Source organism: Pseudomonas sp. ITEM 17296 (genome assembly GCF_028895205.1).
GTDB lineage: Bacteria > Pseudomonadota > Gammaproteobacteria > Pseudomonadales > Pseudomonadaceae > Aquipseudomonas > Aquipseudomonas kermanshahensis.
This window is the reverse complement of record NZ_WJRS01000005.1, coordinates 45,101-71,247: the sequence shown is the minus strand read 5'-3', so window position 1 is coordinate 71,247 and position 26,147 is coordinate 45,101. Positions and strand designations below refer to the sequence as shown.

General features: G+C 61.4%; 26 protein-coding genes and 4 tRNA genes. 9 read left to right on the top strand and 21 right to left on the bottom strand.

Annotated elements, in window-relative coordinates; genetic code table 11:
• Positions 1-34 precede the first annotated feature (34 nt).
• The 18 genes from GIB19_RS07885 to GIB19_RS07800 all read right to left on the bottom strand — a co-directional run bounded on the left by GIB19_RS07885 (position 35) and on the right by GIB19_RS07800 (position 13,656).
• Positions 35-110: transfer RNA gene (locus GIB19_RS07885), tRNA-Lys, on the bottom strand.
• A 61-nt stretch (positions 111-171) separates the two neighbouring features.
• Complete coding sequence (queC, locus tag GIB19_RS07880) at positions 172-846, bottom strand: 7-cyano-7-deazaguanine synthase QueC (protein WP_238215835.1); 675 nt, start codon at positions 844-846, stop codon at positions 172-174.
• A 17-nt stretch (positions 847-863) separates the two neighbouring features.
• The gene (gene queE / locus GIB19_RS07875; RefSeq protein WP_099430960.1) at positions 864-1,511 is read right to left on the bottom strand and encodes a 7-carboxy-7-deazaguanine synthase QueE; all 648 of its coding nucleotides are present in this window, start codon (positions 1,509-1,511) and stop codon (positions 864-866) included.
• A 159-nt stretch (positions 1,512-1,670) separates the two neighbouring features.
• Positions 1,671-2,486 (bottom strand): tol-pal system protein YbgF, encoded by an 816-nt coding sequence (gene ybgF, locus GIB19_RS07870; protein ID WP_027594661.1) that lies wholly within the window; start codon positions 2,484-2,486, stop codon positions 1,671-1,673.
• Positions 2,487-2,492: 6 nt separating this feature from the next.
• Positions 2,493-2,990: a peptidoglycan-associated lipoprotein Pal gene (gene pal / locus GIB19_RS07865; RefSeq protein WP_008090230.1), complete on the bottom strand. Its 498-nt coding sequence runs from the start codon at positions 2,988-2,990 to the stop codon at positions 2,493-2,495.
• 54 nt (positions 2,991-3,044) lie between these two features.
• Positions 3,045-4,316 carry a Tol-Pal system beta propeller repeat protein TolB gene (gene tolB, locus GIB19_RS07860; protein WP_033694211.1) on the bottom strand — a complete coding sequence of 424 codons (1,272 nt, stop codon included), beginning with the start codon at positions 4,314-4,316 and terminating at the stop codon, positions 3,045-3,047.
• 26 nt (positions 4,317-4,342) lie between these two features.
• Positions 4,343-5,467, bottom strand: a complete 1,125-nt coding sequence (gene tolA / locus GIB19_RS07855; protein WP_033694212.1) for a cell envelope integrity protein TolA — start codon at positions 5,465-5,467, stop codon at positions 4,343-4,345.
• Positions 5,467-5,919 (bottom strand): protein TolR, encoded by a 453-nt coding sequence (gene tolR / locus GIB19_RS07850; protein ID WP_012273765.1) that lies wholly within the window; start codon positions 5,917-5,919, stop codon positions 5,467-5,469. The genes tolA and tolR overlap by 1 nt, the downstream gene beginning before the upstream one ends.
• 14 nt (positions 5,920-5,933) lie before the next feature.
• Entirely contained in the window at positions 5,934-6,629 is a 696-nt protein-coding gene (gene tolQ / locus GIB19_RS07845; RefSeq protein WP_008090219.1) for a protein TolQ, read from the bottom strand.
• Positions 6,630-6,631: 2 nt separating this feature from the next.
• On the bottom strand, positions 6,632-7,084 hold the full coding sequence (ybgC, locus tag GIB19_RS07840; RefSeq protein ID WP_099430210.1) for a tol-pal system-associated acyl-CoA thioesterase: 453 nt from the start codon (positions 7,082-7,084) through the stop codon (positions 6,632-6,634).
• Between the two features lie 124 nt (positions 7,085-7,208).
• Positions 7,209-8,255: a Holliday junction branch migration DNA helicase RuvB gene (ruvB, locus tag GIB19_RS07835; protein ID WP_027594665.1), complete on the bottom strand. Its 1,047-nt coding sequence runs from the start codon at positions 8,253-8,255 to the stop codon at positions 7,209-7,211.
• Positions 8,252-8,869, bottom strand: a complete 618-nt coding sequence (gene ruvA / locus GIB19_RS07830) for a Holliday junction branch migration protein RuvA (protein ID WP_027594666.1) — start codon at positions 8,867-8,869, stop codon at positions 8,252-8,254. The genes ruvB and ruvA overlap by 4 nt, the downstream gene beginning before the upstream one ends.
• A gap of 109 nt (positions 8,870-8,978) precedes the next feature.
• Positions 8,979-9,503 carry a crossover junction endodeoxyribonuclease RuvC gene (gene ruvC / locus GIB19_RS07825; protein ID WP_027594667.1) on the bottom strand — a complete coding sequence of 175 codons (525 nt, stop codon included), beginning with the start codon at positions 9,501-9,503 and terminating at the stop codon, positions 8,979-8,981.
• A 124-nt stretch (positions 9,504-9,627) separates the two neighbouring features.
• On the bottom strand, positions 9,628-10,374 hold the full coding sequence (locus GIB19_RS07820) for a YebC/PmpR family DNA-binding transcriptional regulator (RefSeq protein ID WP_027594668.1): 747 nt from the start codon (positions 10,372-10,374) through the stop codon (positions 9,628-9,630).
• Between the two features lie 114 nt (positions 10,375-10,488).
• Entirely contained in the window at positions 10,489-12,264 is a 1,776-nt protein-coding gene (gene aspS, locus GIB19_RS07815) for an aspartate--tRNA ligase (RefSeq protein ID WP_027594669.1), read from the bottom strand.
• Positions 12,265-12,357: 93 nt separating this feature from the next.
• On the bottom strand, positions 12,358-12,579 hold the full coding sequence (locus tag GIB19_RS07810) for an FmdB family zinc ribbon protein (protein WP_027594670.1): 222 nt from the start codon (positions 12,577-12,579) through the stop codon (positions 12,358-12,360).
• A gap of 92 nt (positions 12,580-12,671) precedes the next feature.
• Entirely contained in the window at positions 12,672-13,001 is a 330-nt protein-coding gene (locus GIB19_RS07805; protein ID WP_027594671.1) for a ribbon-helix-helix domain-containing protein, read from the bottom strand.
• 181 nt (positions 13,002-13,182) lie between these two features.
• Positions 13,183-13,656: a Dps family protein gene (locus GIB19_RS07800; RefSeq protein WP_027594672.1), complete on the bottom strand. Its 474-nt coding sequence runs from the start codon at positions 13,654-13,656 to the stop codon at positions 13,183-13,185.
• A gap of 277 nt (positions 13,657-13,933) precedes the next feature.
• Between GIB19_RS07800 and GIB19_RS07795 the strand changes: the two genes are divergently transcribed.
• A complete protein-coding gene (locus GIB19_RS07795) occupies positions 13,934-14,527 on the top strand; it encodes a cold-shock protein (protein ID WP_027594673.1) in 594 nt (197 codons plus the stop codon).
• Between the two features lie 39 nt (positions 14,528-14,566).
• On the opposite strand, the gene GIB19_RS07790 is transcribed toward GIB19_RS07795, so the two are convergent.
• Both GIB19_RS07790 and GIB19_RS07785 read right to left on the bottom strand, forming a co-directional pair.
• The gene (locus GIB19_RS07790; RefSeq protein ID WP_027594674.1) at positions 14,567-14,773 is read right to left on the bottom strand and encodes a SlyX family protein; all 207 of its coding nucleotides are present in this window, start codon (positions 14,771-14,773) and stop codon (positions 14,567-14,569) included.
• Position 14,774: 1 nt separating this feature from the next.
• Positions 14,775-15,197: an HIT family protein gene (locus GIB19_RS07785; RefSeq protein WP_274885126.1), complete on the bottom strand. Its 423-nt coding sequence runs from the start codon at positions 15,195-15,197 to the stop codon at positions 14,775-14,777.
• A 765-nt stretch (positions 15,198-15,962) separates the two neighbouring features.
• Between GIB19_RS07785 and GIB19_RS07780 the strand changes: the two genes are divergently transcribed.
• From GIB19_RS07780 to GIB19_RS07770, 3 genes are all read left to right on the top strand, one after another.
• Positions 15,963-17,246: an OprD family porin gene (locus GIB19_RS07780; RefSeq protein WP_027594676.1), complete on the top strand. Its 1,284-nt coding sequence runs from the start codon at positions 15,963-15,965 to the stop codon at positions 17,244-17,246.
• Between the two features lie 160 nt (positions 17,247-17,406).
• A complete protein-coding gene (locus tag GIB19_RS07775; protein ID WP_027594677.1) occupies positions 17,407-19,122 on the top strand; it encodes a proline--tRNA ligase in 1,716 nt (571 codons plus the stop codon).
• 20 nt (positions 19,123-19,142) lie between these two features.
• Positions 19,143-20,096 (top strand): hypothetical protein, encoded by a 954-nt coding sequence (locus GIB19_RS07770; protein WP_027594678.1) that lies wholly within the window; start codon positions 19,143-19,145, stop codon positions 20,094-20,096.
• Between the two features lie 28 nt (positions 20,097-20,124).
• Here GIB19_RS07770 and dinB read toward each other — a convergent pair whose 3' ends face one another.
• Positions 20,125-21,183 (bottom strand): DNA polymerase IV, encoded by a 1,059-nt coding sequence (gene dinB / locus GIB19_RS07765; RefSeq protein ID WP_274885240.1) that lies wholly within the window; start codon positions 21,181-21,183, stop codon positions 20,125-20,127.
• Between the two features lie 221 nt (positions 21,184-21,404).
• Between dinB and GIB19_RS07760 the strand changes: the two genes are divergently transcribed.
• The 5 genes from GIB19_RS07760 to GIB19_RS07740 all read left to right on the top strand — a co-directional run bounded on the left by GIB19_RS07760 (position 21,405) and on the right by GIB19_RS07740 (position 26,102).
• A tRNA-Met gene (locus GIB19_RS07760) sits at positions 21,405-21,481 on the top strand.
• 134 nt (positions 21,482-21,615) lie between these two features.
• A tRNA-Met gene (locus GIB19_RS07755) sits at positions 21,616-21,692 on the top strand.
• Positions 21,693-21,825: 133 nt separating this feature from the next.
• Positions 21,826-21,902 (top strand) — tRNA-Met (locus GIB19_RS07750).
• Between the two features lie 265 nt (positions 21,903-22,167).
• A complete protein-coding gene (gene mprF / locus GIB19_RS07745) occupies positions 22,168-24,810 on the top strand; it encodes a bifunctional lysylphosphatidylglycerol flippase/synthetase MprF (RefSeq protein ID WP_274885125.1) in 2,643 nt (880 codons plus the stop codon).
• On the top strand, positions 24,810-26,102 hold the full coding sequence (locus GIB19_RS07740; protein ID WP_099430214.1) for a virulence factor family protein: 1,293 nt from the start codon (positions 24,810-24,812) through the stop codon (positions 26,100-26,102). Before mprF ends, GIB19_RS07740 begins: the two co-directional genes overlap by 1 nt.
• Positions 26,103-26,147 lie beyond the last annotated feature (45 nt).

Below are 26,147 nucleotides of genomic sequence, written 5' to 3'. Positions count from 1 at the left end.
CCGTTGCCGGTAGCGGGCTTTGACTTACTGCGTATGGTGGGTCGTGTAGGATTCGAACCTACGACCAATTGGTTAAAAGCCAACTGCTCTACCAACTGAGCTAACGACCCGTTGGATGGCGCGTATAATACTGATTTCTAACGGGAAATCAACACCTCGCCATAAAAAAAATCAAAAATAACGCGTCGGGTCGGTCACCCCGGCAGCCTTGAAGCCATCAGCACGCAGGCGGCAGCTGTCGCACTTGCCGCAGGCACGGCCTTGATCGTCAGCTTGGTAGCAGGAAACCGTCAGGCTGTAATCCACACCCCGGGCGATGCCCGCCTGAACGATCTGCGCCTTGCTCATGTTCTGCAACGGTGCCTGGATGCGGAAGCCCTGCCCTTCGACACCCGCCTTGGTCGCCAGGTTGGCCATGCGCTCGAAGGCTTCGACGAATTCGGGGCGGCAGTCCGGGTAACCGGAGTAATCCACGGCATTGACGCCGATGAAGATGTCACGCGCTTCGAGCACTTCCGCCCAGCCCAGGGCCAAGGACAGGAAAACGGTGTTGCGCGCCGGTACGTAGGTGACCGGGATGCCTTCGCCTGGGGTTTCCGGCACGTCGATGCTGCTGTCGGTGAGGGCCGAGCCACCGATACCGTCCAGGCTCAGGCCAATGACCTTGTGCTCGACCACACCCAGGTCACGCGCCACACGGGCGGCAGCATCGAGCTCGGCCCGATGACGCTGGCCATAGTCGAAACTCATGGTGTAGCAGCTGTAGCCTTCGGCTTTGGCCATGGCCACCACCGTGGCCGAGTCCAGGCCACCGGACAGCAAGATTACCGCGCGTTTCTCAGTCATGTACTGCAACTCCTCAATCAACGTCCGGGTTCGTCGTTCCACAGCAGCTTGTGCAGCTGCAGCTGGAAGCGTACGGGCAGGTTGTCGGCAACGATCCAGTCGGCCAGGTCACTTGCGCTCACCTGATGGTGGCTGGGCGAGAACAACACCTCACCGGCACGCTCGACCAGGTTGTACTGGATCAGCTTGGACACGGCCCAGTCATAATCCTCACGGGAGCAGATCACGAACTTGACCTGGTCGTTGCGGGTCAGGTGCTCGATGTTCTCGTAGCGATTGCGGTGCGACTCCTCGGAGCCTGGGGTCTTCAGGTCGACCACACGGCTGACGCGGGTGTCGGTACCGGAAATATCCAGGGCGCCACTGGTCTCGAGCGAGACCTCGTAGCCGGCATCGCACAGCTGCTGGAGCAAAGGCAAGGCATTGGGCTGGGCCAGCGGTTCGCCACCGGTGACACAGACGTAGCGCGGCTTGAAGCCGGCCACTTGCTCCATGATCGAATCGAGGGTGCGAATAGTGCCGCCGGTGAAGGCGTAGGCACTGTCGCAGTACTGACAGCGCAGGGGGCAGCCGGTCAGGCGCACGAATACCGTGGGCAGCCCAGCCGTTCGTGTTTCACCCTGCAACGAGTAAAAGACTTCGGTGATGCGTAATGTGTCTTGCATGATCGCCACGGGCGTGACAGCTAAACAGGCTGTCCGCCTCCGTCAGGCACTGTCGCGGACTCGACATGGCGTTATCCGCAGCAGCGTGTTTAGGAAAAAGGGCACTGATTCTAACGAAAAAACCCGCGACTCGCGCGGGTTTCTTTTGAAAGGTGCTGCTTAGAGCTTCTGCAGGTCGCGCTGCGCCAGCTGTGCGGCAGAGGTGCCGGGGTACTGGGTGATGACCTGTTGCAGAATGCCTTTGACCTTGTCGGTGTGGCCCATGCGGCGCTCGACGTCGGCCAGCTTGTACAGCGAATCAGGCACCTTGCTGTGCTTGGGGTACTTCTGGCTCACCTGAGCGAAGGCCTGGCTGGCACCCGGCAGGTCGCCCTTGGCCAGGTTCACCTCACCCAGCCAGTACTGGGCGTTGCCGGCGTACTGGCTGTTGGGGTACTTGCGCAGGAAGGCGTTGAACGCCTGGCTGGCCTTGTCGAAGTCCTTCTGCTTGATCAGGTCGAAAGCAGCATCGTAGTAGAGCTTTTCTTTCGCCGGATCACCGGGCTCGCTGCTGGCGGCCGGTTGTTGTGCAGCAGCGCCAGCGGCGCCTGCTGCTGCACCGGCGGCGGCATTGGATGCGCCACCGGTAGCGGAATTATCAGGGGTCGCGGCAGGCGCGGCACCACTATTGATGCGACGGTCCAGATCCTGGTATCGCTCCAGGTTTTCCTGCTTCATGCGCGACACATCGTTTTGCAACTCTTCGATGATGCCTTGCTGGCGGGAAAGCTGATCCTGCATCTGTTGCAGCTGCATGAACAGCTGGCCCTGTGCTGAGGCAGGGGTCGAAGCCCCTGCCCCGGCATAGGCGCCGCTCGTGCCATAACCCGCAGGTGGATACCCACCCGCGTTGTCATCTACTACAGGGACCTCAGCCCAGGCCGCGAGCGGCAGGCTGAGTGCGAGGACGGTTACAACACGGCGGCACATTCGCATAGGAACTTACTTACGCAGTTCTACGCGACGGTTCTGAGCCCAGGATTGCTCGTCGTTGCCAGTGGCAACCGGACGCTCTTCACCGTAGGAGACCAGTTCCAGCTGAGCAGGGGAAACGCCCTGCAGAACCAGGTAACGCTGAACGGCCTTGGCACGACGCTCACCCAGAGCCATGTTGTACTCGCGGGTGCCGCGCTCGTCGGTGTTGCCTTCCAGAACAACGCGGTTGCCGTTGGACTTCAGGTCCTTGGCGTGAACGTCCAGAGCGCGCATGGCTTCTGGCTTCAGGTCCGAGCTGTCGTATTCGAAGTAGAAGGTGGTGATTGCGCGCAGGGCGGCTTCTTCGCTCAGGGAGCCGTCAACAGCGCCAGTGTTGGCACCGTAGCCAGCGTTCGGGTCAACAGCGCCTTCACCAGCGTTGTCACCGCCTTTCGAGGAGCAACCTACAGCTACAGCCATGGCCAGAGCCAGCGCAGCGAATTTACCAAACTTCAGCATTTCCATCGTGAAACTCCTAATGAAACCCCAGTGTGTTAAGCAAAACGTATTACGCCGCAATCAGTTCAGGAAAGGGGACCAGGACGGTTCTCTGACTTCGCCTTGAGCGGTAGGAAGTGGGAGCCTCACGCGGCCATTAAGCGACACGAGCATCAAGACTCCCCGGCCCTGCTGGCGGGTGGCGTAGATTAGCATGGTGCCGTTTGGCGCAACAGTGGGAGACTCATCAAGACTTGTTTCCGAGAGAATCTTTACACTTCCGCGTTGCAAGTCCTGTGCCGCCACTTTGAAGTTGGTGAAGCCCTGCTGACGGTGAATCATCACCAGCGTCTTTTCGTCCGCCGAAAGTTTCGGGTTGGCGTTGTAGTTACCCACGAAAGTTACGCGCTCGGCACCACCGCCACTGACCGACTGCTTGTAGATCTGCGGCTTGCCGCCACGGTCGGAGGTGAAGTACAGGGTGTTGCCATCTTTGCCCCAGAACGGCTCGGTATTGATACCCGGGCCGGCAGTGACACGGCTGATCTGACGCGACGCCACGTTCATCACGTAGATGTCCGGGTTGCCATCTTTGGACAGCACGAACGCCAGGCGCGAACCATCCGGCGACCAGGCAGGCGCACCGTTGAGGCCTTCGAAGTTGGTGACCTGCTCACGGCGACCGGTGTCGATGTGCTGAACGAAGATGCGCGGGCGCTTCTGCTCGAACGACACATAGGCAATGCGCTTGCCATCCGGTGCAAAGCGTGGCGACAGGATCGGCTCGCGCGATTGCAGCAGGGTCACTGCGCGGGCACCGTCGTAGTCCGAACGCTGCAGGGTGTAACGGGTGTTGTTGGTAGAGAAACGCTCGGCCGTCACGTAGAGCATGCGGGTCGAGAACGCACCCTTGATGCCGGTGAGTTTTTCGAACGACTGGTCGGCGATGTAGTGCGACATGTCGCGCAACTGGTCGACGCTGCCCGCCACGCTACCGGTCAGCACTTGCTGCTCGGTAGCGACGTTGAACAGGGCGTACTGCACCTGCAGGCGGCCACCGGACGGCACGATGCTGCCGACCATGACGTACTGCGCACCCAGCGCTTTCCAGTCACGGAAGATGACTTCGCTGGCCTGGGAAGGCTGGCTGATCATGTTCTGACGCGGAATCGGCGAGTAGTAGCCGGAATTGCGCAGGTCGTTGCCGATGATCTCGGCCATGTCTTCGGGCAGCACGCTGCCACCCTGCAGACCGAACGGCACTACCGCGATGGGAGTAGCCCGGTCACTGCCACTGGTGACCAGGATGTTCTTTTCATCTGCTACCGCCATGCCTGCTACGCAGCAGAGCATGACCAGCAGTCCTCTCAGACGTTTAATCACAACGCTAGATCCTCAGGTGTAAATGTCATCTTGAACGAACGATACTGATTGAAATCGCTCGGCTTCATACCCTGCATTTCGGTCAGACGACCGATGTTCTTCACTGCTGCCACCGCCGAACTGTCGAACGGACCGTCGCCACTGGAGCGCAGAACGCTGGCATTGGTGATGGTGCCATCTGGCAACATGTTGATCTGCAGGACCACCGTCATGCCCTTACGCGCGGAAGGCGGACGCGCCCAGCCTTCGGCCGCTCGCAAACGGATCAGGTCGTCGAAACTGCCGGCCACCTGGTCGCCTTGCTCGTCAGCCAGTGCCTGCTGCCGCTCTGTGGTGTCGGACAACAGCTCGGCCAGGGCCTGAGCTTTCTTGTCTTCCGCCGACTTGCGGGCCGCTTCCTGTGCCTTTTTCTTCTGGGCGTCTGCAGCGGCCTTTTTCTTGGCCTCTTCAGCTGCCTTCTTCTTCGCGTCCTCGGCCGCCGCTTTCTTCTTGGCGTCCTCGGCTGCTTTCTTCTTGGCCTCTTCGGCTGCCTTTTTCTTGGCGTCCTCGGCGGCTTGCTTTTTCGCTTCTTCGGCGGCCTCTTTCTTGGCCTCCTCGTCGGCTTTCTTCTTGGCCTCTTCCTCAGCCTTCTTCTTGGCGATGTCGGCCTGCTGTTTCTCGGCGGCCTTCTTCGCCTCCTCGGCTTTCTTGGCTTCGGCGGCTTTCTTGGCCTCGGTGGCCTTGGCAGCCTCCTCAGCCTTCTTGGCTTCAGCGGCTTCAGCCTTCTTGGCCTCGGCGGCTTCGCGAGCCTCTTCGGCCTTTTGAGCGGCGTCGGCTTTCTTTTGTTCCGCGGCCTTCACGGCCTCTTGCTCGACCTTCTTCTGTTCCAACTGCTCGACTTCGGTCTGGCGCGAGGCGGTTTTCTTCGCTTCCCCGGCAATCTTCTGATTGGTCTGGGTAGTCGCCTGGCTCTTGGACTTCAGCTGATACAGGGTAGCCTGGACGATCGGCTTGGAAGGCGGCAGTTCAGGCGTCATGGCAAAACTGACGAACAGCATGCCGAACACCAGCACGTGCAGACCGATGGCCCAGACACTGGGCCAGAAGTAGCTTTCCGAGGCGGATGGCTCTCGCTGTTGCATCAGGGCGCCTCGGTAATCAGGCCAACGTTACCGACACCGGCCTTCTGCAACCCGCCCATGGCACCCATGACCGCGCCGTAGTCGACAGCCTTGTCGCCACGAATGAAGACCTGTGTCTGCTTGCCCTGGTCACGGCCGGCGGCAATGATCTTGGTCACTGCGTTGGTCATGTCGGGCAAGGTCATGGCCTTGTCCATCTGCTTGTCGGTATCGACTTCGCTGCCGAGGTTCCAGTAGTAGGTCTTGTCGGCCTTGATGGAAATGGTGAGGATCTGGACGTTGTTGTCCTGCGGCAAGGCTTCACTGGAAACCTTGGGCAGGTCGACCTTCACGCCCTGGTTGAGCATTGGGGCCGTCACCATGAAGATGACCAGCAGCACCAGCATCACGTCGATGTAGGGCACCACGTTCATCTCGGCGACCGGCTTGCGTTTGTGGCGAACTCGGGCCATGGGCTTCTACCTGATTACTCTTCGCTGGTGTGCACTTTGCGGTGCAGGATCGCCTGGAACTCGTCGGCGAAGGTGTAGTAACGACCGATCAGCACTTCGCTGCGCGCGGCGAAACGGTTGTACGCGATAACGGCTGGGATTGCTGCGAACAGGCCGATCGCAGTGGCGATCAACGCTTCGGCAATACCGGGGGCAACCGTGGCCAGGGTGGCTTGCTGGGCGCTGGCCAGGCCGCGGAAGGAGTTCATGATGCCCCATACGGTACCGAACAGGCCGATGTACGGGCTGGTCGAACCGACGGTGGCGAGGAACGGCAGGCTCTGCTCGAGCTTTTCTTCTTCACGCGAAATGGCCACGCGCATGGCTCGGCCAACGCCTTCCATGACCGCATCCGGGTCTACACCCGGCTGCTGACGCAGGCGCGAGAACTCTTTGAAGCCTGCACGGAAGACCTGCTCCACACCCGAATCCGGGTCTGGGTTGCTGCCGGCCTGACGGTACAGCTTGGACAGGTCGATACCCGACCAGAAACGCTCCTCGAAGGCATCCAGCGCTCGACGACCGGCGCGCAGCATGGTGCTGCGCTGGAAGATCATGATCCATGAGGTGACCGAGGCGGCCACAAGGATCAGCATTACCAGCTGTACTACCACGCTGGCATTGCTGACCAGACTCCACATGGAGGTATGGTCGACGACGTTAGCTTCCACGCTTATTCTCCTGCATTCGATTGAGTACCCGAGCCGTCCGCCATAAAGGCGTCGCGCAGCTTGGGGGGTATGGCTCGGGGTTTGAAAGTGTCGGCGCGCACGGCGGCCACCAGGAACTGCCCCTCGCAGAGCAGCGTTTCATCCTTTTCCCGCCAGACCTGCTGCACGAAGCGCAGGCTGGCACGATTGAGTTCAAGTACTTGCGCGGTCACCCGCAGTTCATCGTCCAACCGCGCCGGCGCGTGGTAGCGTGCCTCGCTGGAATGGACCACGAACAGCAGGTTCTCCCCGGCCAACTGCAACTGGGAAAAGCCCAGGTTCCGCAGCCGCTCGGTACGCGCGCGCTCCATGAATTTCAGGTAGTTGACGTAATACACCACGCCGCCCGCATCGGTGTCTTCGTAGTAGACGCGACAACGGTGGGCGAACGGTTCGAGCTGATTTTGCGCGCGCATACTCTAGTGCTTACTCCTCAGCTTGCCAATCCGCTGCGGCAACTGTTTTTTCTCATTAATGTCTTATTGCCAGCGCGCCGAGGGCATGCCAGCGGTAGGACCACAAAAAGCCGGTTTTGATCTGTCATTCATCGCCTGGCTCGGAAAAATCACCACCCTCCCCCAAACGCCCAGGAACATTCAGGCCAAAGTGCAGGTAGGCATGCCGGGTGACCACACGGCCGCGCGGCGTACGCATGATGTAACCCTGCTGGATCAGGTAGGGTTCAAGCACGTCTTCGATGGTATGACGCTCTTCACTGATGGCGGCGGCGAGGTTGTCCACCCCCACCGGGCCACCGTCGAACTTCTCGATCATGGTCAACAGCAAGCGGCGGTCGGAATGGTCGAAACCACGCTCGTCGACGTCCAGCAGGTTCAGCGCCAAGTCGGCCACAGCCTTGGTGATCTGGCCCTTGCCGCGCACTTCGGCATAGTCGCGCACACGGCGCAGCAGGCGGTTGGCGATACGCGGCGTGCCACGGGCGCGGCGGGCAATCTCGAAGGCGCCCTGGTCTTCGATGACCAGGCCCAGAATGCCAGCGGAGCGGCTGACGATGGTTGCCAGGTCCTTGTCGCTGTAAAACTCCAGGCGCTGGACGATGCCGAAGCGGTCACGCAAAGGGTTGGTCAGCATGCCGGCGCGGGTGGTGGCACCCACCAAGGTGAACGGCGGCAAGTCGAGCTTGATCGAGCGGGCGGCAGGCCCTTCGCCGATCATGATGTCGAGCTGGAAGTCTTCCATCGCGGGGTAGAGCACTTCTTCGACCACCGGTGAAAGCCGGTGAATTTCGTCGATGAACAGCACGTCATGGGGTTCGAGGTTGGTCAGCATCGCCGCCAGGTCACCCGGGCGCTCGAGGATCGGCCCCGAGGTGCTCTTGACCGAAACGCCCATCTCGTGGGCGATGATGTTGGCCAAGGTGGTCTTGCCCAACCCGGGCGGGCCAAAGATCAAGGTATGGTCGAGTGATTCGCTGCGACCACGAGCCGCCTGGATGAACAGCGACATCTGCTCACGCACCACCGGCTGCCCGATGTATTCGTCCAGGCGCAGGGGGCGGATCGCGCGGTCCTGGACCTCTTCGCGGTCACGCCCACTGGCGGCGATCAGACGGTCGGCTTCGATCACTTGGTAATCATCCCTTTAAGGCTGGCGCGGATCAGCTCTTCACTGCTCAGGCCTGCCTTGTCCTTGATGGCGGACACTGCCTTGCTGGCTTCCTGCGGCTTGTAGCCCAGGGAAACCAGCGCACTGACGGCATCGGCCTCGGCCGTGGAGGCACTGCTGACCGGCACCGGCCCGTCAGACACCAGGGTGAACATGGCCGGTGAAGTTTCCCAGGCCTTGAAGCGGTCCTTGAGTTCGACCAGCAAACGCTCGGCGGTCTTCTTGCCGACACCGGGTACGCGCACCAGGGCCGAGGTGTCCTGGGCCTGCACGCAGCGCACCAGCTCGTCGGCTTCCAGGCCCGACATCAAGGCCAGCGCCAGCTTCGGCCCAACGCCATTGAGGCGAATGAGTTCGCGGAACAGTTCGCGCTCGCGCTTTTCGTGGAACCCGTACAGCAGGTGCGCGTCTTCGCGCACCACCAGGTGGGTATGCACGGTTACCGTTTCGCCGACCTTGGGCAGGCGATACAGGGTGGTCATGGGCACTTCCAGCTCATAGCCCACGCCATTGACGTCGATAATCAGGTGTGGCGGTTGCTTTTCCGCCAGGGTGCCGCGCAAACGTCCAATCACGTTCCGATCCTTCCTCTTGGGGAGCCGATCAAAGACCGCTCAACCCTATCAGCAAATGCCTCAGGTGAACGCTTCACCTGAACAAAATGTGTATCACCGCATGAAGCGACTACAGACGCAAGCGCCCGCCGCGACGCCGTGCCGTGGCCAGGCCGTGCGGTACCAGACTGGAACGGGTGTGGGCATGGCACAGGGCGATGGCCAGGGCGTCGGAGGCGTCGATCTGCGGCTTCTTCGTAAGCTTGAGCAGGTGCATGACCATCATCATCACTTGCTCCTTGTTGGCCCCACCCGTACCCGCCACGGCCTGCTTGACCTGGGTGGCACTGTACTCGGCGATTTCCAGGCCGGCCTCGGCGGCGGCGACGATTGCCGCACCGCGGGCCTGGCCGAGTTTGAGCGCCGAGTCGGGGTTGCGAGCCATGAACACCCGTTCGATGCCCATGGTCACCGGCTCGTGCAGCTTGATGATCTCACTGACACCGCGAAAGACAATCTGCAGTCGTTCGTGCAACTCACCACTGCCCGTGCGGATACAACCCGACGCCACGTACTCGCAACCACGGGCAGTCTGGCGCACAACGCCATACCCGGTGATGCGCGAGCCGGGGTCGATACCAAGAATCAGAGTCATAACGCCTGCAATGTTGTTGCAATCAGTAGTGGCCATGCGCGGGCAAGCCCGCTCCCACAGGAACCGTGCGGTAGCTGTGGGAGCGGGCTTGCCCGCGAATGGCCGCAAAGGCCAAAGGAAAACCTTAGCCGAGTTTTTCCATGATCTCGTCGGAAATCTGCGCATTGGAATAGACGTTCTGCACATCATCCAGGTCTTCAAGCATGTCGATCAGCTTGATCACCTTCTCCGCACCTTCCTGATCCAGTTCGGCACTGGTGGTCGGCTGCATGACGATTTCGGCGTCATCGGCCTTGAAGCCAGCCTCTTCCAGGGCATTACGCACGGCATAGAAGCTGTTGAACGAGGTGAAGACGTCGAACGAACCATCGTCATTGGCGACGACGTCGTCGGCATCGGCCTCCATCGCGGCTTCCATCAAGGCGTCTTCATCAACGCCCGGCGCGAAGCTGATCTGGCCCTTGCGCTCGAACAGGTAAGCCACCGAACCGTCGGTACCGAGGTTGCCGCCACACTTGGTGAAGGCATGACGCACGGCAGCCGCGGTACGGTTGCGGTTGTCGGTCATGGCCTCGACCATGATCGCCACGCCACCTGGGCCGTAGCCCTCGTAGCTGAGCTCTTCGACGTTGTCGCTTTCGTTGGTGCCAGCACCACGGGCCACGGCACGGTCGATGATATCGCGGCTCATGTTGGCGCCGAGCGCCTTGTCCAGGGCCAGGCGCAGACGCGGGTTGGACGCCGGGTCACCACCGCCTTGCTTGGCAGCTACGGTCAGCTCGCGAATCCACTTGGTGAAGATCTTGCCTCTCTTGGCATCCTGGCGCTCTTTGCGGTGCTTGATGTTCGCCCACTTGGAATGACCAGCCATAACGACTCCAAATTCTTTGAAACACAAACAATTGCGCCCCTGACGGGGCGCAACGACAAAAATACCTGCGCCGTAACGCAAAGGCGCATCCATCTGGATGCGCCCGGGGCCCGCTTACTCGACCTTGGTCTGTTCGCGCAGGCGGATGTGCAGCTCGCGCAAGGCCTTGGCGTCGACCATGCCTGGGGCTTGGGTCATGACGCAGGCAGCGCTCTGGGTTTTCGGGAAGGCGATCACTTCGCGGATCGACTGGGCGCCGGTCATCAGCATGACCAGGCGGTCCAGGCCGAAGGCCAGACCACCGTGAGGCGGTGCACCAAACTTCAGGGCGTCGAGCAGGAAGCCGAACTTCTCTTCCTGTTCTGCCGCTTCGATACCCAGCAGACGGAACACCGCCTGCTGCATCTCTTTGCGGTGGATACGGATCGAACCGCCACCCAGCTCAGTACCGTTCAGGACCATGTCGTAGGCACGGGACAGGGCTGTGGCCGGGTTGGCCTCGAGCTCTTCTGGCGAGCACTTCGGCGCGGTGAACGGGTGGTGCAGCGCGGTAAAGCTGCCGTCTTCGTTCTCTTCGAACATCGGGAAGTCGACGACCCACATCGGTGCCCACTCGCAGGTGTGCAGGTTGAAGTCGTTGCCGACCTTGATGCGCAGTGCGCCCAGGGCCTCGCTGACGATCTTGAACTTGTCGGCACCGAAGAAGACGATGTCGCCATCGACCGCGCCAACGCGATCGAGGATCACGTTGAGGTTGGCTTCAGGGATGTTCTTGACGATCGGCGACTGCAGGCCTTCAACACCTTTGGCGCGCTCGTTGACCTTGATGTACGCCAGGCCCTTGGCACCGTAGATGCCGACGAACTTGGTGTACTCGTCGATCTTGCTGCGCGGCATGCTGGCGGCGCCTGGCACGCGCAGGGCGGTAACGCGGCACTTCGGATCGTTGGCCGGGCCGGCGAATACCTTGAAGTCGACATCCTTCAACTGGTCGGCAACGTCGACCAGCTCCAGCGGGTTACGCAGGTCTGGCTTGTCGGAACCGTAACGGCGCATGGCTTCTTCGAAGGTCATGTGCGGGAATTCACCGAACTCCAGGTCCAGGACTTCCTTGAACAGCTTGCGGATCATGCTCTCGGTGAGGCCCATGATCTCGGACTCATCGAGGAAGCTGGTCTCGATGTCGATCTGGGTGAATTCCGGCTGGCGGTCAGCACGCAGGTCTTCGTCGCGGAAGCACTTGGCGATCTGGTAGTAGCGGTCGAAACCGGCCACCATCAGCAGCTGCTTGAACAGCTGAGGCGACTGCGGCAGGGCGAAGAAGCTGCCTGCGTGGGTACGGCTCGGTACCAGGTAGTCGCGCGCGCCTTCGGGCGTGGCACGGGTGAGGATCGGCGTCTCGACGTCGAGGAAGCCGTTCTCGTCGAGGAAGCGACGGATGCTGCTGGTGATGCGCGAACGCAGGCGCAGCTTGTCGGCCATTTCCGGGCGACGCAGGTCGATGAAGCGGTAGCGCAGGCGGGTTTCCTCGCCAACGTCGGAGTATTCGTTGAGCGGGAACGGCGGGGTTTCCGCTTCGTTGAGCACGGTCAGCTGGTAGCCAAGGATCTCGATGGCACCGGAGGCCATGTTGGCATTCACCGCACCGTCAGGGCGCTTGCGAACCTTGCCGGTGACTTGCACGACGTATTCGCTGCGCACACGGTCGGCGGCGGCGAAGGTTTCGGCGCGATCGGGGTCGAATACGACCTGGGCCATGCCCTCGCGGTCACGGATGTCGAGGAAGATCACCCCGCCGTGGTCGCGGCGACGATGGACCCAGCCGCAAAGGGTGACTTCCTGGCCGTCCAGGCTCTCGTTCAGTTGGCCGCAATAATGGCTGCGCATCATGATGGTGGTTTCGCTTCTCGTGATTCGTGTATTCGGTGGAGGCCTTGGCCGCCCAGAGGGCTAATACTGCAAGACCCGGTCACAGCATTCAACTCAGTCGGCTTTGTCGCCGCCTGCAAGGTTCTTTTTTGCCCCGGTCTTGAAGTCGGTTTCGTACCAGCCGGTGCCGCTCAGGCGAAAACCGGGTACCGACAGCAGCTTCTTCAGTGCCGGCGCCTGACAGGCCGGGCAATCGGTCAGCGGCGCAGCGCTGATCTTCTGCAGCACTTCCATGCGGTGCTCGCAGGACGCACATTGATAGTCATAAAGGGGCATGGGTGTCTCTCGTCAACCATAACACTGGCTGCCGGGGCAGCAAAAAGCGGGATTATATATGGTTAGCAAGCACTGCGCAGCCCGCCTGGCGATCAGCGTGCACTCGGCGGATCGAGCAACCAGGCGACGCAGATGACGCGGATCAGGCCACTGAAGTTGCGCACCCCGCCCTGGCGCAGATGCACCTCGCGGTCCACGTAGGACAACACCGCGCTGACCGAGCAGCGGTTGGCCTCGGCGATACGCTCCAGGATCCCCCAGTAGACCGCTTCCAGGCGCAGGCAGGTGGAAAACCCGTTGAGCCGGACCGAACGCGACACCGGCCTGATCTGCAGCATGTCAAAGTCGGCCTTGAAGGGGTCGACGCATTGCTTGCCCGGCCAACGCCCCTGACCACCGCCTCGCTTGTCTTGTTGCATCATGCCTATCATCCGGCCACTCCATCGCGACTGCCATTGCCCCTGTACCCGGGGCCCTAGGGCAACCATGAAGCGCCAGCCTGCGCCTTCGAAGCAGCGGCAAAACCTTCCCGCAGAAACGTAAAAAGCCCGGCTGCACTGCCGGCAGCCGGGCTTTTCAGACGTTTCTGACGCTACGCGGCGACTATTGGCCGTCCAGCAAGACGCGCAGCATCCAGGCGGTCTTCTCGTGCACCTGCATACGCTGAGTCAACAGGTCGGCGGTCGGTTCATCGCTGACCTTGTCCACCACCGGGAAGATGCTGCGCGCGGTGCGCACGACCGCCTCCTGGCCCTGCACCAGCTGACGGATCATCTCCTCCGCGGCCGGCACGCCCTCCTCTTCCTTGATCGAAGAATGCCGCGCATAAAAAGCATAGGACCCCGGTGCCGGGAAGCCCAAGGCACGGATCCGCTCGGCAATCGAGTCCACCGCCAGCGCCAGCTCGTTGTATTGCTCTTCGAACATCAGGTGCAGGGTACGGAACGACGGACCGGTGACGTTCCAGTGAAAGTTATGGGTTTTCAGATACAGCACGTAGGTATCCGACAACAGGCGGGACAGCCCATCGACGATAGACTTGCGATCTTCTTCACTGATACCGATATCAATTGCCATGAAGTTCCCCTTTCCATAAGGCTTGATGATCAAGCGGGCCCTTCCAACTGTATCAACACTTGGCGCAACCCGCCTGTGACATGGCGCAACACATCGGCTGTGGCGGCCTGCGGTTTGAGTAGCCTGCGCCTTTGCTGTTAAATAGGCAGGGTGCCACCCGTGCGGACTGTTATTGCCGGGTGCATAGGCTGGCCCACCACGTGTTCGCGCTTTACACCTCATGCGCACCGTGTCGCCAGCTCTTCCTGTGATCAGCTTGTCAACTGTGAGCCAACCCATGTTCAAGATCGTCCATCTGGTGACGGGCGTAGCGGCTTTGCTGCTATCGCTCATACCCAGCCTGAAAACCGACGCAACACCCTTCCTGCAGCAACCCGACGCGGTCTACCTGGCACTGCTCGGCCTGCTTAACCTGGTATTGGCCCCGGTCGTGCCGCTGTATTACCGAGGTGCCCGGCAACAATTGCAGCACCTGGCTTGCGCCTTGCTGGTGGTGGCCGTGGTATTGCAGACCCTGACGCTGCTGGCTCGCCCCGAAATGGGCAACCTGGCCGCCCTGGTCTGCGCGGCCTTGGCCGTGGTGCTGCACCTGGCTGCGGGCTTCGCCCGAGCCAACCGAAAAGCCCGCACCAGCCAAAGTGCCCCCTTGGAGGCCGGCAACCGCGATACGGGCACCGTCAAGTGGTTCAACACGTCCAAAGGCTTTGGCTTCATTTCCCGCGATTCGGGCGATGACATCTTTGTGCACTTCCGCGCCATCCGCGGCGAAGGCCACCGCATTCTGGTCGAAGGCCAGCGCGTCGAGTTTTCGGTCATGCACCGTGACAAAGGCCTGCAGGCCGAAGATGTGGTCGCGGTAACCCGTCGCTGACCGTGTGCAGCCCTGGTGCAAGGCCAGGGCTGCCTCAACTCAATAATGAGGGGGCGGCGCCTCTTCACCTTCGCTGCCGTATTGCCCCACCATTTCTTCGTAACGCTTGAGCAGCTCGGCCATCTGCAGTTGCAGGCGCTCGATCACACGCCCTTGCTCAACCACTACATCATTGAGCGCCTGAAGCGTGTCGTCCTGGAAGGCCTGGCGGGTTTCCAGCTCGATGATTCGCGATTCAGAGGACACTTCAGGCCACCTGCTGGTAGTCATCGTTGAGCAGCGCGCGCAGGCGCTGACCAATGGCATCGACTTGCCCCGGCGCATACTCGACGGCGGGCACTTTGCCCCATACCGGCGCTGGCCAAGCGGCGTCATGCGTGTGACGGACAATGACGTGCATGTGCATCTGGCTGACTACGTTACCCAGGGTGGCAACGTTCATCTTGTCAGCGTTGAATTCGCCCTTCAGCGCTTCAGCCAGGCACGTAGTTTCTTTCCACAGTTGCGCCTGGTCTTCCTGGCTCAAGTCGAACAATTCGCTCACTCCAGGGCGACGCGGCACCAGGATGAACCAAGGGTAATTGGCGTCTTTGCTGAGCAACACACGGCACAACGGAAAGTCTCCAAGTACATAGGTGTCTTGCTGCAAACGCGAATCCATCTCAACCACTACCAACCTCCAATACTCGATAACGGGCCCGCGAGACACGGGAACATTGCGCAAGGATACCTTGCTTCGCGCACGCCGGCATGCAACAGCAGCCCGACACTGCACACTTTAAGTTCATGAATACCTGCTGCCTGCACAGTCGCGGTAACACACCGCTACTTTTCGCACCAAAATGAGGCCGCAAACGAGCACACCACTACGCTTTTACCCACACGAATGACTCCGCATGAACAGTTGCCGGTAACACATTGACTTTTATGGCAGGTTTTGAATTTGAAAACCGCCAGAGTTGTGGCACACCATCAGACAAGTCCCGCCCCGTGTTTACGGTACTTTCCGACCTTCGGCAGCCTCATTTGTGAAAATTTCATGAACCGGTGGTAATTTTGAGCACGCTTGTTGCATTCCTCTCCCGCCAAGTCGGCACGACATCTGCATCAAGCGATGTACGCAACAAATAACAACAGCCGCTTTGGATACACCAGGGAGTTTCCCTAACCGGAACCTGTAGTTACAGATTCGTTACGGTGACAGGAACAGCGCTGACGTTGTACGACCCGGGAATCCGGGACGTGATTTGCGACATGGAAATACCTGAAAGCGACATGGCCATAAAGTTCCCGAAAGCTTGGATATGCCCATATCGCCAACAACAGTCAGCGTGTTATACATTTCCGCCGACATAACAAGAAAGAGCTGCCCCATATAACTAAAAGACTTGGGCGCAGCGGTACTCTTCCTAAAAAACCAAAGGAGCAAATCACGATGCGCGTGATGAAGTGGAGCATGATCGCCCTGGCCGTTTCGGCAGGGACCTCGCAATTGGCCTTCGCCTCTGCACAAGACGAGTCCAAGGGTTTCATCGAAGACAGCCAGCTGAACGTTAAAACTCGCATGCTGTACTTCAGCCGTGACTTCCGCAACAACCCAGCCGGCACTCAAAGCCGCGTGGAAGAAACCGGCCTTGGCTTCCTCGGCACTTACGAATCGGGCTTCACCCAGGGCACTGTAGGCTTCGGCGTCGACGCCATCGGCATGCTCGGCCTGAAACTGGACAGCGGCAAAGGTCGCGCCGGCACCGGCCTGTTCCCACAAGGCTCCGACGGCCGTTCGCAGGATGATTACTCCGAAGGCGGCGGCGCTGTAAAAATGCGCATCTCCAATACTGTGCTGAAGTTCGGTGACCAGTTCACCGCCATGCCAGTATTCGCCACTGACGACAGCCGCCTGCTGCCGGAAGTTGCCGAAGGCGGCCTGATCACCAGCAACGAGATCAATGGCCTGACCCTGAACGCCGGTCACTTCACCGCCATGAACGCCCAGGCTCAGACCTACCATGACAGCCTGAACCTGACCGAAGCCAACATCTTCGGCGGTACCTACGCGTTCACTGACAGCCTCAGCACCAGCGTTTACTACTCGCACATCGAAGATCACTTCCGTAAGTGGTACGGCAACATCAACTGGGCGCTGCCGATCAGCGACAAGCAAGGCCTGGTGTTCGACTTCAACATCTATGACACCAAGTCGATCGGCGCCAACCGCACCGGTGCATTCGTGACCAAGTCCGACGGCACCAACGAGCTCGACAACATCGCAGCCAGCTTGTCGGCTGCCTACAACATCGGCGCCCACACCTTCACCCTGGCCTACCAGAAAGTCAGCGGCGACGGTGACTACGCCTACGGCGTGGACGGCGGCGGTACCGTGTTCCTGGCCAACTCCATCGCCCGTTCCGACTTCAACGCCGAAGACGAGAAATCCTGGCAGGCTCGCTACGACCTGAACTTCGCCGAGTTCGGCGTACCAGGCCTGACCTTCATGACCCGCTACGCTCGCGGTACCGGTGCAACCACTCGTACCACCGACGACGGTAAGGAATGGGAACGCGACGTAGATGTCAAGTACGTCATGCAGAGCGGCCCAGCGAAAGACCTGAGCTTCCGTGTGCGCCAGGCCACCTACCGCTCCAGCGACGGTGTGTACTACGGTTCGAGCTCGATCGACGAACTGCGTCTGATCGTCGAGTACCCGCTGAGCATCCTGTAAGCCTGGCTTGCAGTGCCCCGCACTTGAAAAAGCCCGGCGATCACGCCGGGCTTTTTCTTGGCTGACAAGTGTCACGCCCTGGGGCATCCTGTACGCCTTCGTTTCGCCCCCGTACAATGCGGGGTCATTTCAACGTCTTAGGCAATCGACACGGCCCACCATGCGCACCAGTCAATATTTGCTCGCCACCCAGAAAGAAACCCCTGCCGACGCAGTGGTCATCAGCCACCAGCTCATGCTGCGCGCCGGCATGATCCGCAAACTGGCCTCTGGCCTGTACACCTGGCTGCCGATGGGCTTGCGAGTGATGCGCAAGGTCGAAGCCGTTGTGCGCGAGGAAATGAACGCCGCCGGCGCCCTGGAAGTGCTGATGCCCAGCATCCAGCCCGCCGAACTGTGGCAGGAATCCGGCCGTTGGGAGCAGTACGGCCCAGAGCTGCTGCGCCTGAAAGACCGCCACAACCGCGACTTCTGCGTCGGCCCGACCCACGAAGAAGTCATTACCGACCTGGCCCGTAACGAGCTGTCCAGCTATAAACAGCTGCCGCTCAACATGTACCAGATCCAGACCAAATTCCGTGATGAGATCCGCCCACGCTTCGGCTTGATGCGCGGCCGCGAGTTCATCATGAAGGACGCCTACTCCTTCCATGCCGACCAGGCTTCCCTGCAGGAAACCTACGACCGCATGCACCAGGCGTACAGCAACGTCTTTACCCGCCTGGGCCTGGACTTCCGCCCTGTGCAAGCCGACACCGGCTCCATCGGTGGCAGCTACTCGCACGAATTCCACGTGCTGGCCGAATCCGGTGAAGACGATGTGATCTTCAGCGACAGCTCCGATTACGCTGCCAACATCGAGAAGGCCGAGGCCATCCCGCGTGAAACCGTGCGCCCTGCCCCTTCCGAGGAGCTGCGCCTGGTCGACACGCCGGACGCCAAGACCATCGCCCAACTGGTCGAAAACTTCGGGCTGCCGATCGAGAAGACCGTCAAGACCCTGATCGTGCGCGGCGCCGAAGAAGGCAAGCTGATTGCCCTGATCGTCCGTGGCGACCACGAGCTCAACGAAATCAAGGCCACCAAGCTGGAACAGGTTGCCGACCCGCTGGTCATGGCGACCGAAGCTGAACTGCGCGACGCCATCGGCGCCGGTGCAGGCTCGCTCGGCCCGCTGAACCTGCCACTGGAATGCATCATCGACCGTTCGGTTGCCCTGATGAGCGACTTCGGCATCGGCGCCAACATCGATGACAAGCACTACTTCGGCGTCAACTGGGAGCGCGACCTGCCGGTTCCGCAAGTCGCCGACCTGCGCAACGTCGTCGAAGGCGACCCAAGCCCAGACGGCCAGGGCACCCTGGTGATCAAGCGCGGCATCGAAGTGGGCCACATCTTCCAGCTCGGCACCAAGTACAGCGAGGCACTCAAGTGCCAGGTACTGGGCGAGAACGGCAAGCCTGTCGTGTTGTCCATGGGTTGCTATGGCATTGGCGTGTCCCGCGTGGTCGCCGCCGCCATCGAACAGAGCTACGACGACAAAGGCATCATCTGGAACGACGCCCTGGCGCCTTTCCAGATCGCCCTGGTGCCGCTGCGCTATGAAACCGACGTGGTTCGCGAAGCGACCGACAAGCTGTACGCCGAACTGACTGCCGCCGGCTTCGAAGTGCTGCTGGATGACCGCGACAAGAAGACCAGCCCAGGCATCAAGTTTGCCGACATGGAGCTGATCGGCATTCCGCACCGCATCGTCGTCAGTGACCGCGGCCTGGCCGAAGGCAACCTGGAATACAAGCACCGCACCGAACAGGATGCTCAAGCGCTGCCACTCAATGAAGTGCTGTCGTTCCTGCAGGCCCGCGTTCGCCGCTGATAATCAATGCACGAGTGATCATGTCCAAGCGAAGTACCTTTCCCCTGGGGGGCGCCGCACTGTGCGGCGCCCTGCTCATCAGCGGCTGCGCCAACCAGATGTCCCAGCGCAGCGAGCACGAGGAGCGCGTCGAGCGAAAACTGCTCGAACACAGTCTGCAGATCGATGTCGGCGAGCCGAAGGTGATGGAGCTGCCGCAACGACGTGTGCGCGTGCATGAGCTGAAGCGCTTCGAAGTCACCGAGTTCGAAGTTACCCGGCGCTACGACCGCTACACGCCCTACCAGCCTTGGCGGGAGATCTACGAGATCCCACTGGGTGCGGTGGCTGTCGTAGCGGGCGTGGGTGCCAACGTGGTCAACGTGTTCGCCTTGGGCAACCTGCCTGAAAGCGTGACCCACGACTGGCTCAGCTACGGCGTGGCGGGGCTTAACCCGTTCATGAACGTGCAGTCCAACGGTCGCGCCCAGCAGAACCTTGCCGGGATCAGCGAAGTGCAGAAGGACCAGCGCGAGGAGTCCACCAGCCTGCCCTGGAGCGAGCGCCTGGTCGAAGTCAAGGCCGGCAAACTCACCCACGAGCTGACCACCGACAGAAACGGCGTGCTGCGCCTGAACCTGCTCGACAGCCCGTTCTCCGAGCAAAACCTCAACCACATCGGCACCCTGCACCTGCAGGTGGTCGATGAGGACAATGCGGTGCGCGGTGACGCCAGCCTGCTGGTCAGCGCCACGCTGCGCAACAAGCTGCTTGAAGCGCACGAGCTGATCTTCGACGACCTGGAAGACGATGATGTCAGCCAGTGGGTGCACCGGGTCAAACGCCTGTCCGAACTGGGCCTGGAAGAGGAAGCCAGTGAAATGGAGCAGAGCCTGATCGAGCTGACGCGCAACGATCCGGAACTGCAGCAGGAATTTCTGCAATCCCTGACCAAGGCCACCGGGCGGCTGGTAGCTGACCCAGGCGTGCAATAAATGAAAGGGGCCGCTTAGCGGCCCTTGTTCATTTAGGTGGGAACAGCTCCAGTTGCTCATGCGCACCGCGCAAATCCCGCAACCTTACCCCGACACCCAGCAAGCGCACCGGCTTGTCACCCCGCGCGAAGGCCTGCTTCATTAATTGCCGGTAACTTTCCAGGTCCCTGCCTGCCCCCGCCTGCTCCATCGTCGTCTGGCTGAAGTCATGGAACTTGACCTTGACGAAAGGCTTGTCCGGCCGGTAGCTGCTGTCCATGCGGGCAATGCGCTCATTAAGGCTGTCGAGCAACGCAGGAAGACGCTCCAGGCAACTGGCCAGGTCCGGCAGATCGGTATCGTAGGTATTTTCCACGCTGACCGATTGCCTGCGGCTGTCATTGTGCACAGCACGCTCATCAATCCCCCGCGCCAGCCCCCAAAGCCGCTCACCAAAACTGCCGAACTCACGCACCAGGGCCAGGCGGGACCACGCGCGCAGGTCCAGGCAGGTATCGATACCCAACCGCGCCAGCTTGTCCGCCGTGACCTTGCCCACCCCATGCAACCGGGCGACGGGCAAGACCGCGACAAACGCCTCGACCTCCCCCGGGGTGATGACGAACAGGCCATTAGGCTTACGCCAGTCACTGGCGATCTTGGCCAGGAACTTGCTGGGGGCGACACCCGCCGACACCGTGATATGCAAGGTACGGGCGACGCGCCGGCGAATGTCCTCGGCAATCCGTGTCGCGCTACCGGCGTACCACTGGCTGTCGCTGACATCCAGGTAGGCTTCATCCAGCGACAAGGGTTCGATCAGCTCGGTGTAATCGCGAAAAATGGCGTGAATCTCACGCGATGCCTCGCGATAGGCTTCAAAACGTGGTTTGACGATCAACAAGTCAGGGCACAGCTTGAGCGCATGGCGCGAGGACATGGCCGAGCGCACACCATAGGCACGGGCTTCATAGTTGCAGGTGGCGATGACCCCGCGGTGGTCGGCCGACCCACCGACTGCCATGGGCCGACCGGCCAGGCGCGGGTCATCACGCATCTCGATCGCGGCGTAGAAGCAATCGCAGTCGACATGGATGATCTTGCGCAAGGACATGGATGACCGTCAGTACTGTAGATTCATACAGATAGTATCGCATGGCCCCTCTGGCGCAACAGCCTGCACGGCGCATCCCTCGACAATTGGCCTGCAAGGCCCGCCGCGCCTGCCCCGCGCACCTTGCTCAAACGCTAAGGGTTTGAACGAAAACGGGTTTTCTTGGAATAATGCTTGACATAGGGCGGGAAATCCGTAGAATTCGATCTCACAGGCGCGGGATGGAGCAGCCTGGTAGCTCGTCGGGCTCATAACCCGAAGGTCGTCGGTTCAAATCCGGCTCCCGCAACCAGATTCGAGAAAAGGCCACTGTTAACGCAGTGGCCTTTTTCTTTGGCCTCGAAAAAGTCATTGTGGAAAATTGACGATAAATCAAGAGCTAACGCTTGACACACCGTGAATAAACTGTAGAATCCGCCCCACAGACGCGGGATGGAGCAGTCTGGTAGCTCGTCGGGCTCATAACCCGAAGGTCGTCGGTTCAAATCCGGCTCCCGCAACCAAACAAAGAGAAGGCCACTGTTAACGCAGTGGCCTTTTTCTTTGCATCGAAAATGATGCAGAAGAAAAAAGGTTGAGAAATCAACAATTAACGCTTTACACAGATTCAACAAGCTGTAGAATGCGCACCTCTGACGCGGGATGGAGCAGTCTGGTAGCTCGTCGGGCTCATAACCCGAAGGTCGTCGGTTCAAATCCGGCTCCCGCAACCATATTCGTCAGAACAAACCCCGCCTGTGTAACAGCAGCGCGGGGTTTGTTGTTTTATGGCCCCACGTTTTCCACCGCCACGGCACCAAGCTGCCACTCGCCTGCCCCTCAGGCTTGAGATACCCCTCTCAGGATGAACTATCTTTAACCCGGCCAGAACGCTGAAAGCGCCTGTGCACGGAGTACTATTGGATACGTTTTCCTAAGGGACTTTCACTTGGCCGCACCTCTCCCCTACCTCGCGCTGCCGGCTCGGGGTACCAATCGATGACTTCCCACAACCCTGAACCTCCGGTGCCCCTCGCATCGGCGCTACCGACTGCTGCGCAACGCCTGCCCATGATCGAGCGCTTGAGCCGCTATCGTCAGCCCATTGGCCTGGCGGTGACGCTGGTGCTGTTCGCCATGGCGCTGGTTGCCTGCCGCCACCTGCTGAGCGAGCTAGACATCTATGCGCTGCACGATGCCATGCTCAGCGTGCCGACGCAGTCGTTGCTCGGTGCGTTGCTGGCGACGGTCGTCGGGTTCGTGATCCTGCTGGGGTACGAATGGTCGGCCAGCCGCTATGCCGGCGTTAAACTGCCCGCGAGCAGCCTGGTCCTGGGCGGCTTCAGCGCCTTCGCCATCGGTAACGCCATCGGCCTGTCGATGCTGTCGGGTGGTTCGGTACGCTACCGCCTGTATGCGCGCCAGGGCCTTGGGGCTGCCGAAGTTGCGCGGATGACCGTTTTTGCCAGCCTGTCGCTGGGATGTGCGTTGCCGCCCCTGGCTGCCTTGGCGACCTTGAGCGATCTGCCCGCCGCCTCTACGGCACTGGGCCTTTCGCCGGGCCTGTTGGCGGGTATCGCAGCTGCTGTACTGGTGCTGTTTGCAGTGTTTGTGATCGGGCTCTATCGCAGGCGCCTGGCCGAACAACCCGTGGCCGATAACCTGTTGGTGCAACTGGGCCGCCGCACGCTGCGCCTGCCGGGTGCCCGCCTGGCTGCACTGCAATTGCTGATCACTGCCTTGGACGTGGCCGCCGCAGCCACCGTGCTGTACCTGCTGCTGCCCGAAGCACCGCCCTTTGGCGCGTTCATCCTGGTGTACCTGCTGGCCTTGGCCGCTGGCGTGCTCAGCCATGTACCCGGCGGTGTCGGGGTGTTCGAGGCGATCTTGCTGGCAGCCTTTGCCGACCAGTTGGGCGCCGCGCCACTGGCAGCAGCCTTGTTGCTGTATCGCCTGATCTACGTGGTATTACCGCTGCTGCTGGCCTGCGTGCTGTTGTTGGCCAACGAGGCACGGCGCCTGCTGTTCGCGCAACAGGCGATCAAGGTAGCTTCAGGGCTGGCCGCGCCGGTGCTGTCGATCCTGGTGTTCCTGTCCGGCGTCGTGCTGCTGTTCTCCGGTGCCACGCCGGAGATCGACACGCGCCTGGAGCACATGGGGTTTCTGGTGCCCCATCGCCTGATCGATGCCTCGCACTTCGGCGCCAGCCTGATCGGCGTGCTCTGCCTGCTGTTGGCCCAAGGCCTGCGCCGGCGCCTGTCGGCGGCCTGGCTGCTGACCACCACATTGCTGCTGGTCGGTGCCTTGCTCTCGCTGCTCAAGGGCTTTGACTGGGAAGAGGCGTGCCTGCTCACGTTCACCGCCGCCCTGCTTGCCCTGTTCCGCCGCTCCTTCTACCGCCCCAGCCGCTTGCTGGAGCTGCCCTTCTCGCCTGTGTTCCTGGTGGCCAGCGCCTGCGTGGTGGGTGCTTCGGTGTGGCTGCTGCTGTTTGCCTACCAGGATGTGCCCTACAGCCACCAGCTGTGGTGGCAGTTCACCCTGGATGCCGATGCCCCGCGCGGCCTGCGGGCAGCCATGGGCAGCGCCGTGCTGCTAGTGGCCGTGGCCCTGACCTGGCTGCTGCGCACCGCACCGCCGGTCATCCACCTGCCCGATGACGAAGAGCTGCAACGCGCCAACCGCATTCTGCTGGCGTCCGACCAGCCCGATGGCGGCCTGGCGCTGACGGGGGACAAGGCCTTGCTGTTCCACCCACGCGACAACGCCTTCCTGATGTATGCCCGTCGCGGTCGCAGCCTGGTGGCCCTGTATGACCCGATCGGCCCCGCACAGGAGCGCGCCGAGATGATCTGGCAGTTCCGTGACCTGTGCGACCTGCACCACGCCCGGCCGGTGTTCTATCAGGTGCGCGCAGAGAACCTGCCCTTCTATATGGACATTGGCCTGACCGCCCTCAAGCTGGGCGAGGAAGCCCGGGTCGACCTGCGCCGCTTCGACCTCGACGCCAAGGGCAAGGAGATGAAGGACCTGCGCTACACCTGGAACCGTGGCGGCCGGGACGGCCTTAGCCTGGAGATCCATGAGCCCGGTCACGCGCCACTGGCAGAGCTCAAGGAAATCTCCGATGCCTGGCTCAGCGGCAAGAACGTGCGCGAGAAAGGCTTCTCGCTCGGGCGCTTCAGCCCCGAGTACCTGCAGCACTTCCGGATTGCCCTGATTCGCTTCCAGGGCCGGCCCGTTGCATTTGCCAACCTGCTGGAAACCCACAGCAACGAGCTGGCCAGCCTCGACCTGATGCGCGCCCACCCAGAAGCGCCGAAGCTGACCATGGAATTCATGATGATTGGCCTGATCCTGCACTACAAAAGCCATGACTACGGCCGTTTCAGCCTGGGCATGGTCCCGCTTTCCGGGCTGCAGCCACGGCGTGGCGCGCCGTTGACCCAACGCCTGGGCTCAATGGTGTTCCGCCGCGGCGAACAGCTCTACAACTTCCAGGGGCTTCGACGCTTCAAGGACAAGTTCCAACCGGACTGGGAACCCCGTTACATGGCTGTGCCAGCAGGGCTCGACCCGCTGGTGGCACTGGCCGACACTGCCGCCCTGATTGCTGGCGGCCTGACTGGATTGGTGAAACGCTGATGATCCGACGCTATTGGCTGTACCTGGTGATTGCGCTGCTGCTGGCCGCCCTTGGCGGGGCCGCGGCCTTCTGGCTATGGACGCGCCCGGCCCCCGAGGCGCGCCTTGAGCAATTGACCCTGAATGACACCCACATCACCCGTGTCACCCCTGGCGTGCACGCCAAAGCCCGGGTCGCCATCGGCGTCCCCCAGGACCAGGCCCTGACCGACAAGCAGTTGCTGGACCTGAGCCAAGCAGGGGAAGCCCAGCTGGTGCAGGTGATCCTGCCGCCTAGCGACTGCAGCAAGCAGCAGCAAGCGCTGGACCTGGCAGTGACCCAGCTCGCCGAGAAACCGACCCTGGTAGCCGGCATCGGCCCGGGTGCGGCACAAGCCTGGCGCTGGCTGGCCGCACAGACTGACGACAAGGCGCGGGCCATTTCCGTCGACTTCACCCTGGAGCAACCCGGCTGCCAGGCCACGCTGCCCAAGTCGGCGGCCCACGGCCACTGGAACGTCGCCTGGAACGACAACCCGGATGACGCCAGCGCGGCCTTCGTGCGCGACCAGGCCAACGCTGAAACCAGCATCAGCGATTACGACATCCACTTGCCCCAGGTACTCAAATCGCAGCTGACCCAAGCCTTGGTCGGGCATGACGGCAACGCCCTGGCCATCCCGGTGGTCGAGGTGCCGGCTGGGCAAACCACCGACACCGTCACCCTGTTCCTGTCCGGGGATGGTGGTTGGCGCGACCTGGACCGGGACGTGGCCGGGGAAATGGCCAAGCTCGGCTACCCGGTGGTCGGTATCGACACCCTGCGCTATTACTGGCAACACAAAACTCCGGAACAGAGCGCCGCCGACCTGTCGGAACTGATGCAGCACTATCGTCAGAAATGGGGTACCAAGCGCTTTGTATTGACCGGCTATTCGTTTGGCGCCGACGTGCTGCCCGCCATCTACAACCGCCTGCCGGCCGAAGACCAGCAACGCATCGACGCGGTGATGCTGCTGGCCTTCGCCCGCAGCGGCAGCTTCGAGATCGAGGTCGAGGGCTGGCTGGGCAAAGAAGGCCAGGAGGCGCCAACCGGGCCGGAAATGGCCAGGCTGCCAGCGTCCAAAGTGGTGTGCGTCTACGGCGTGGAAGAGACCGACGAAAGCGGCTGCACCGACAAGACGGCCGTCGGTGAGCGACTGAAGCTACCGGGGGGGCACCACTTCGATGAGAACTACCCCGCGCTGGCCAAGCGCCTGATCGGCGAGATCGAGACGCGCCAGGGCAAGTCGAGCGTGGCAGAGCAGAACTGATAGAAAGGGGCCGCCATGCGGCCCAATCGCCGGCAAGCCGGCTCC

Bases quoted from the DNA above. Each gene is read 5' to 3' on its own strand.
- ybgF (WP_027594661.1), bottom strand. From the start codon at position 2,486: ATGCGAATGTGCCGCCGTGTTGTAACCGTCCTCGCACTCAGCCTGCCG.
- tolR (WP_012273765.1), bottom strand. From the start codon at position 5,919: ATGGCCCGAGTTCGCCACAAACGCAAGCCGGTCGCCGAGATGAACGTG.
- GIB19_RS07805 (WP_027594671.1), bottom strand. From the start codon at position 13,001: ATGATGCAACAAGACAAGCGAGGCGGTGGTCAGGGGCGTTGGCCGGGC.
- queC (WP_238215835.1), bottom strand. From the start codon at position 846: ATGACTGAGAAACGCGCGGTAATCTTGCTGTCCGGTGGCCTGGACTCG.
- GIB19_RS07800 (WP_027594672.1), bottom strand. From the start codon at position 13,656: ATGGCAATTGATATCGGTATCAGTGAAGAAGATCGCAAGTCTATCGTC.
- aspS (WP_027594669.1), bottom strand. From the start codon at position 12,264: ATGATGCGCAGCCATTATTGCGGCCAACTGAACGAGAGCCTGGACGGC.
- GIB19_RS07770 (WP_027594678.1), top strand. From the start codon at position 19,143: ATGTCCAAGCGAAGTACCTTTCCCCTGGGGGGCGCCGCACTGTGCGGC.
- GIB19_RS07810 (WP_027594670.1), bottom strand. From the start codon at position 12,579: ATGCCCCTTTATGACTATCAATGTGCGTCCTGCGAGCACCGCATGGAA.
- ruvC (WP_027594667.1), bottom strand. From the start codon at position 9,503: ATGACTCTGATTCTTGGTATCGACCCCGGCTCGCGCATCACCGGGTAT.
- ybgC (WP_099430210.1), bottom strand. From the start codon at position 7,084: ATGCGCGCGCAAAATCAGCTCGAACCGTTCGCCCACCGTTGTCGCGTC.
- GIB19_RS07795 (WP_027594673.1), top strand. From the start codon at position 13,934: ATGTTCAAGATCGTCCATCTGGTGACGGGCGTAGCGGCTTTGCTGCTA.
- GIB19_RS07775 (WP_027594677.1), top strand. From the start codon at position 17,407: ATGCGCACCAGTCAATATTTGCTCGCCACCCAGAAAGAAACCCCTGCC.
- GIB19_RS07780 (WP_027594676.1), top strand. From the start codon at position 15,963: ATGCGCGTGATGAAGTGGAGCATGATCGCCCTGGCCGTTTCGGCAGGG.
- GIB19_RS07820 (WP_027594668.1), bottom strand. From the start codon at position 10,374: ATGGCTGGTCATTCCAAGTGGGCGAACATCAAGCACCGCAAAGAGCGC.
- GIB19_RS07740 (WP_099430214.1), top strand. From the start codon at position 24,810: ATGATCCGACGCTATTGGCTGTACCTGGTGATTGCGCTGCTGCTGGCC.
- mprF (WP_274885125.1), top strand. From the start codon at position 22,168: ATGACTTCCCACAACCCTGAACCTCCGGTGCCCCTCGCATCGGCGCTA.
- queE (WP_099430960.1), bottom strand. From the start codon at position 1,511: ATGCAAGACACATTACGCATCACCGAAGTCTTTTACTCGTTGCAGGGT.
- pal (WP_008090230.1), bottom strand. From the start codon at position 2,990: ATGGAAATGCTGAAGTTTGGTAAATTCGCTGCGCTGGCTCTGGCCATG.
- tolA (WP_033694212.1), bottom strand. From the start codon at position 5,467: ATGCAACAGCGAGAGCCATCCGCCTCGGAAAGCTACTTCTGGCCCAGT.
- tolB (WP_033694211.1), bottom strand. From the start codon at position 4,316: ATGCTCTGCTGCGTAGCAGGCATGGCGGTAGCAGATGAAAAGAACATC.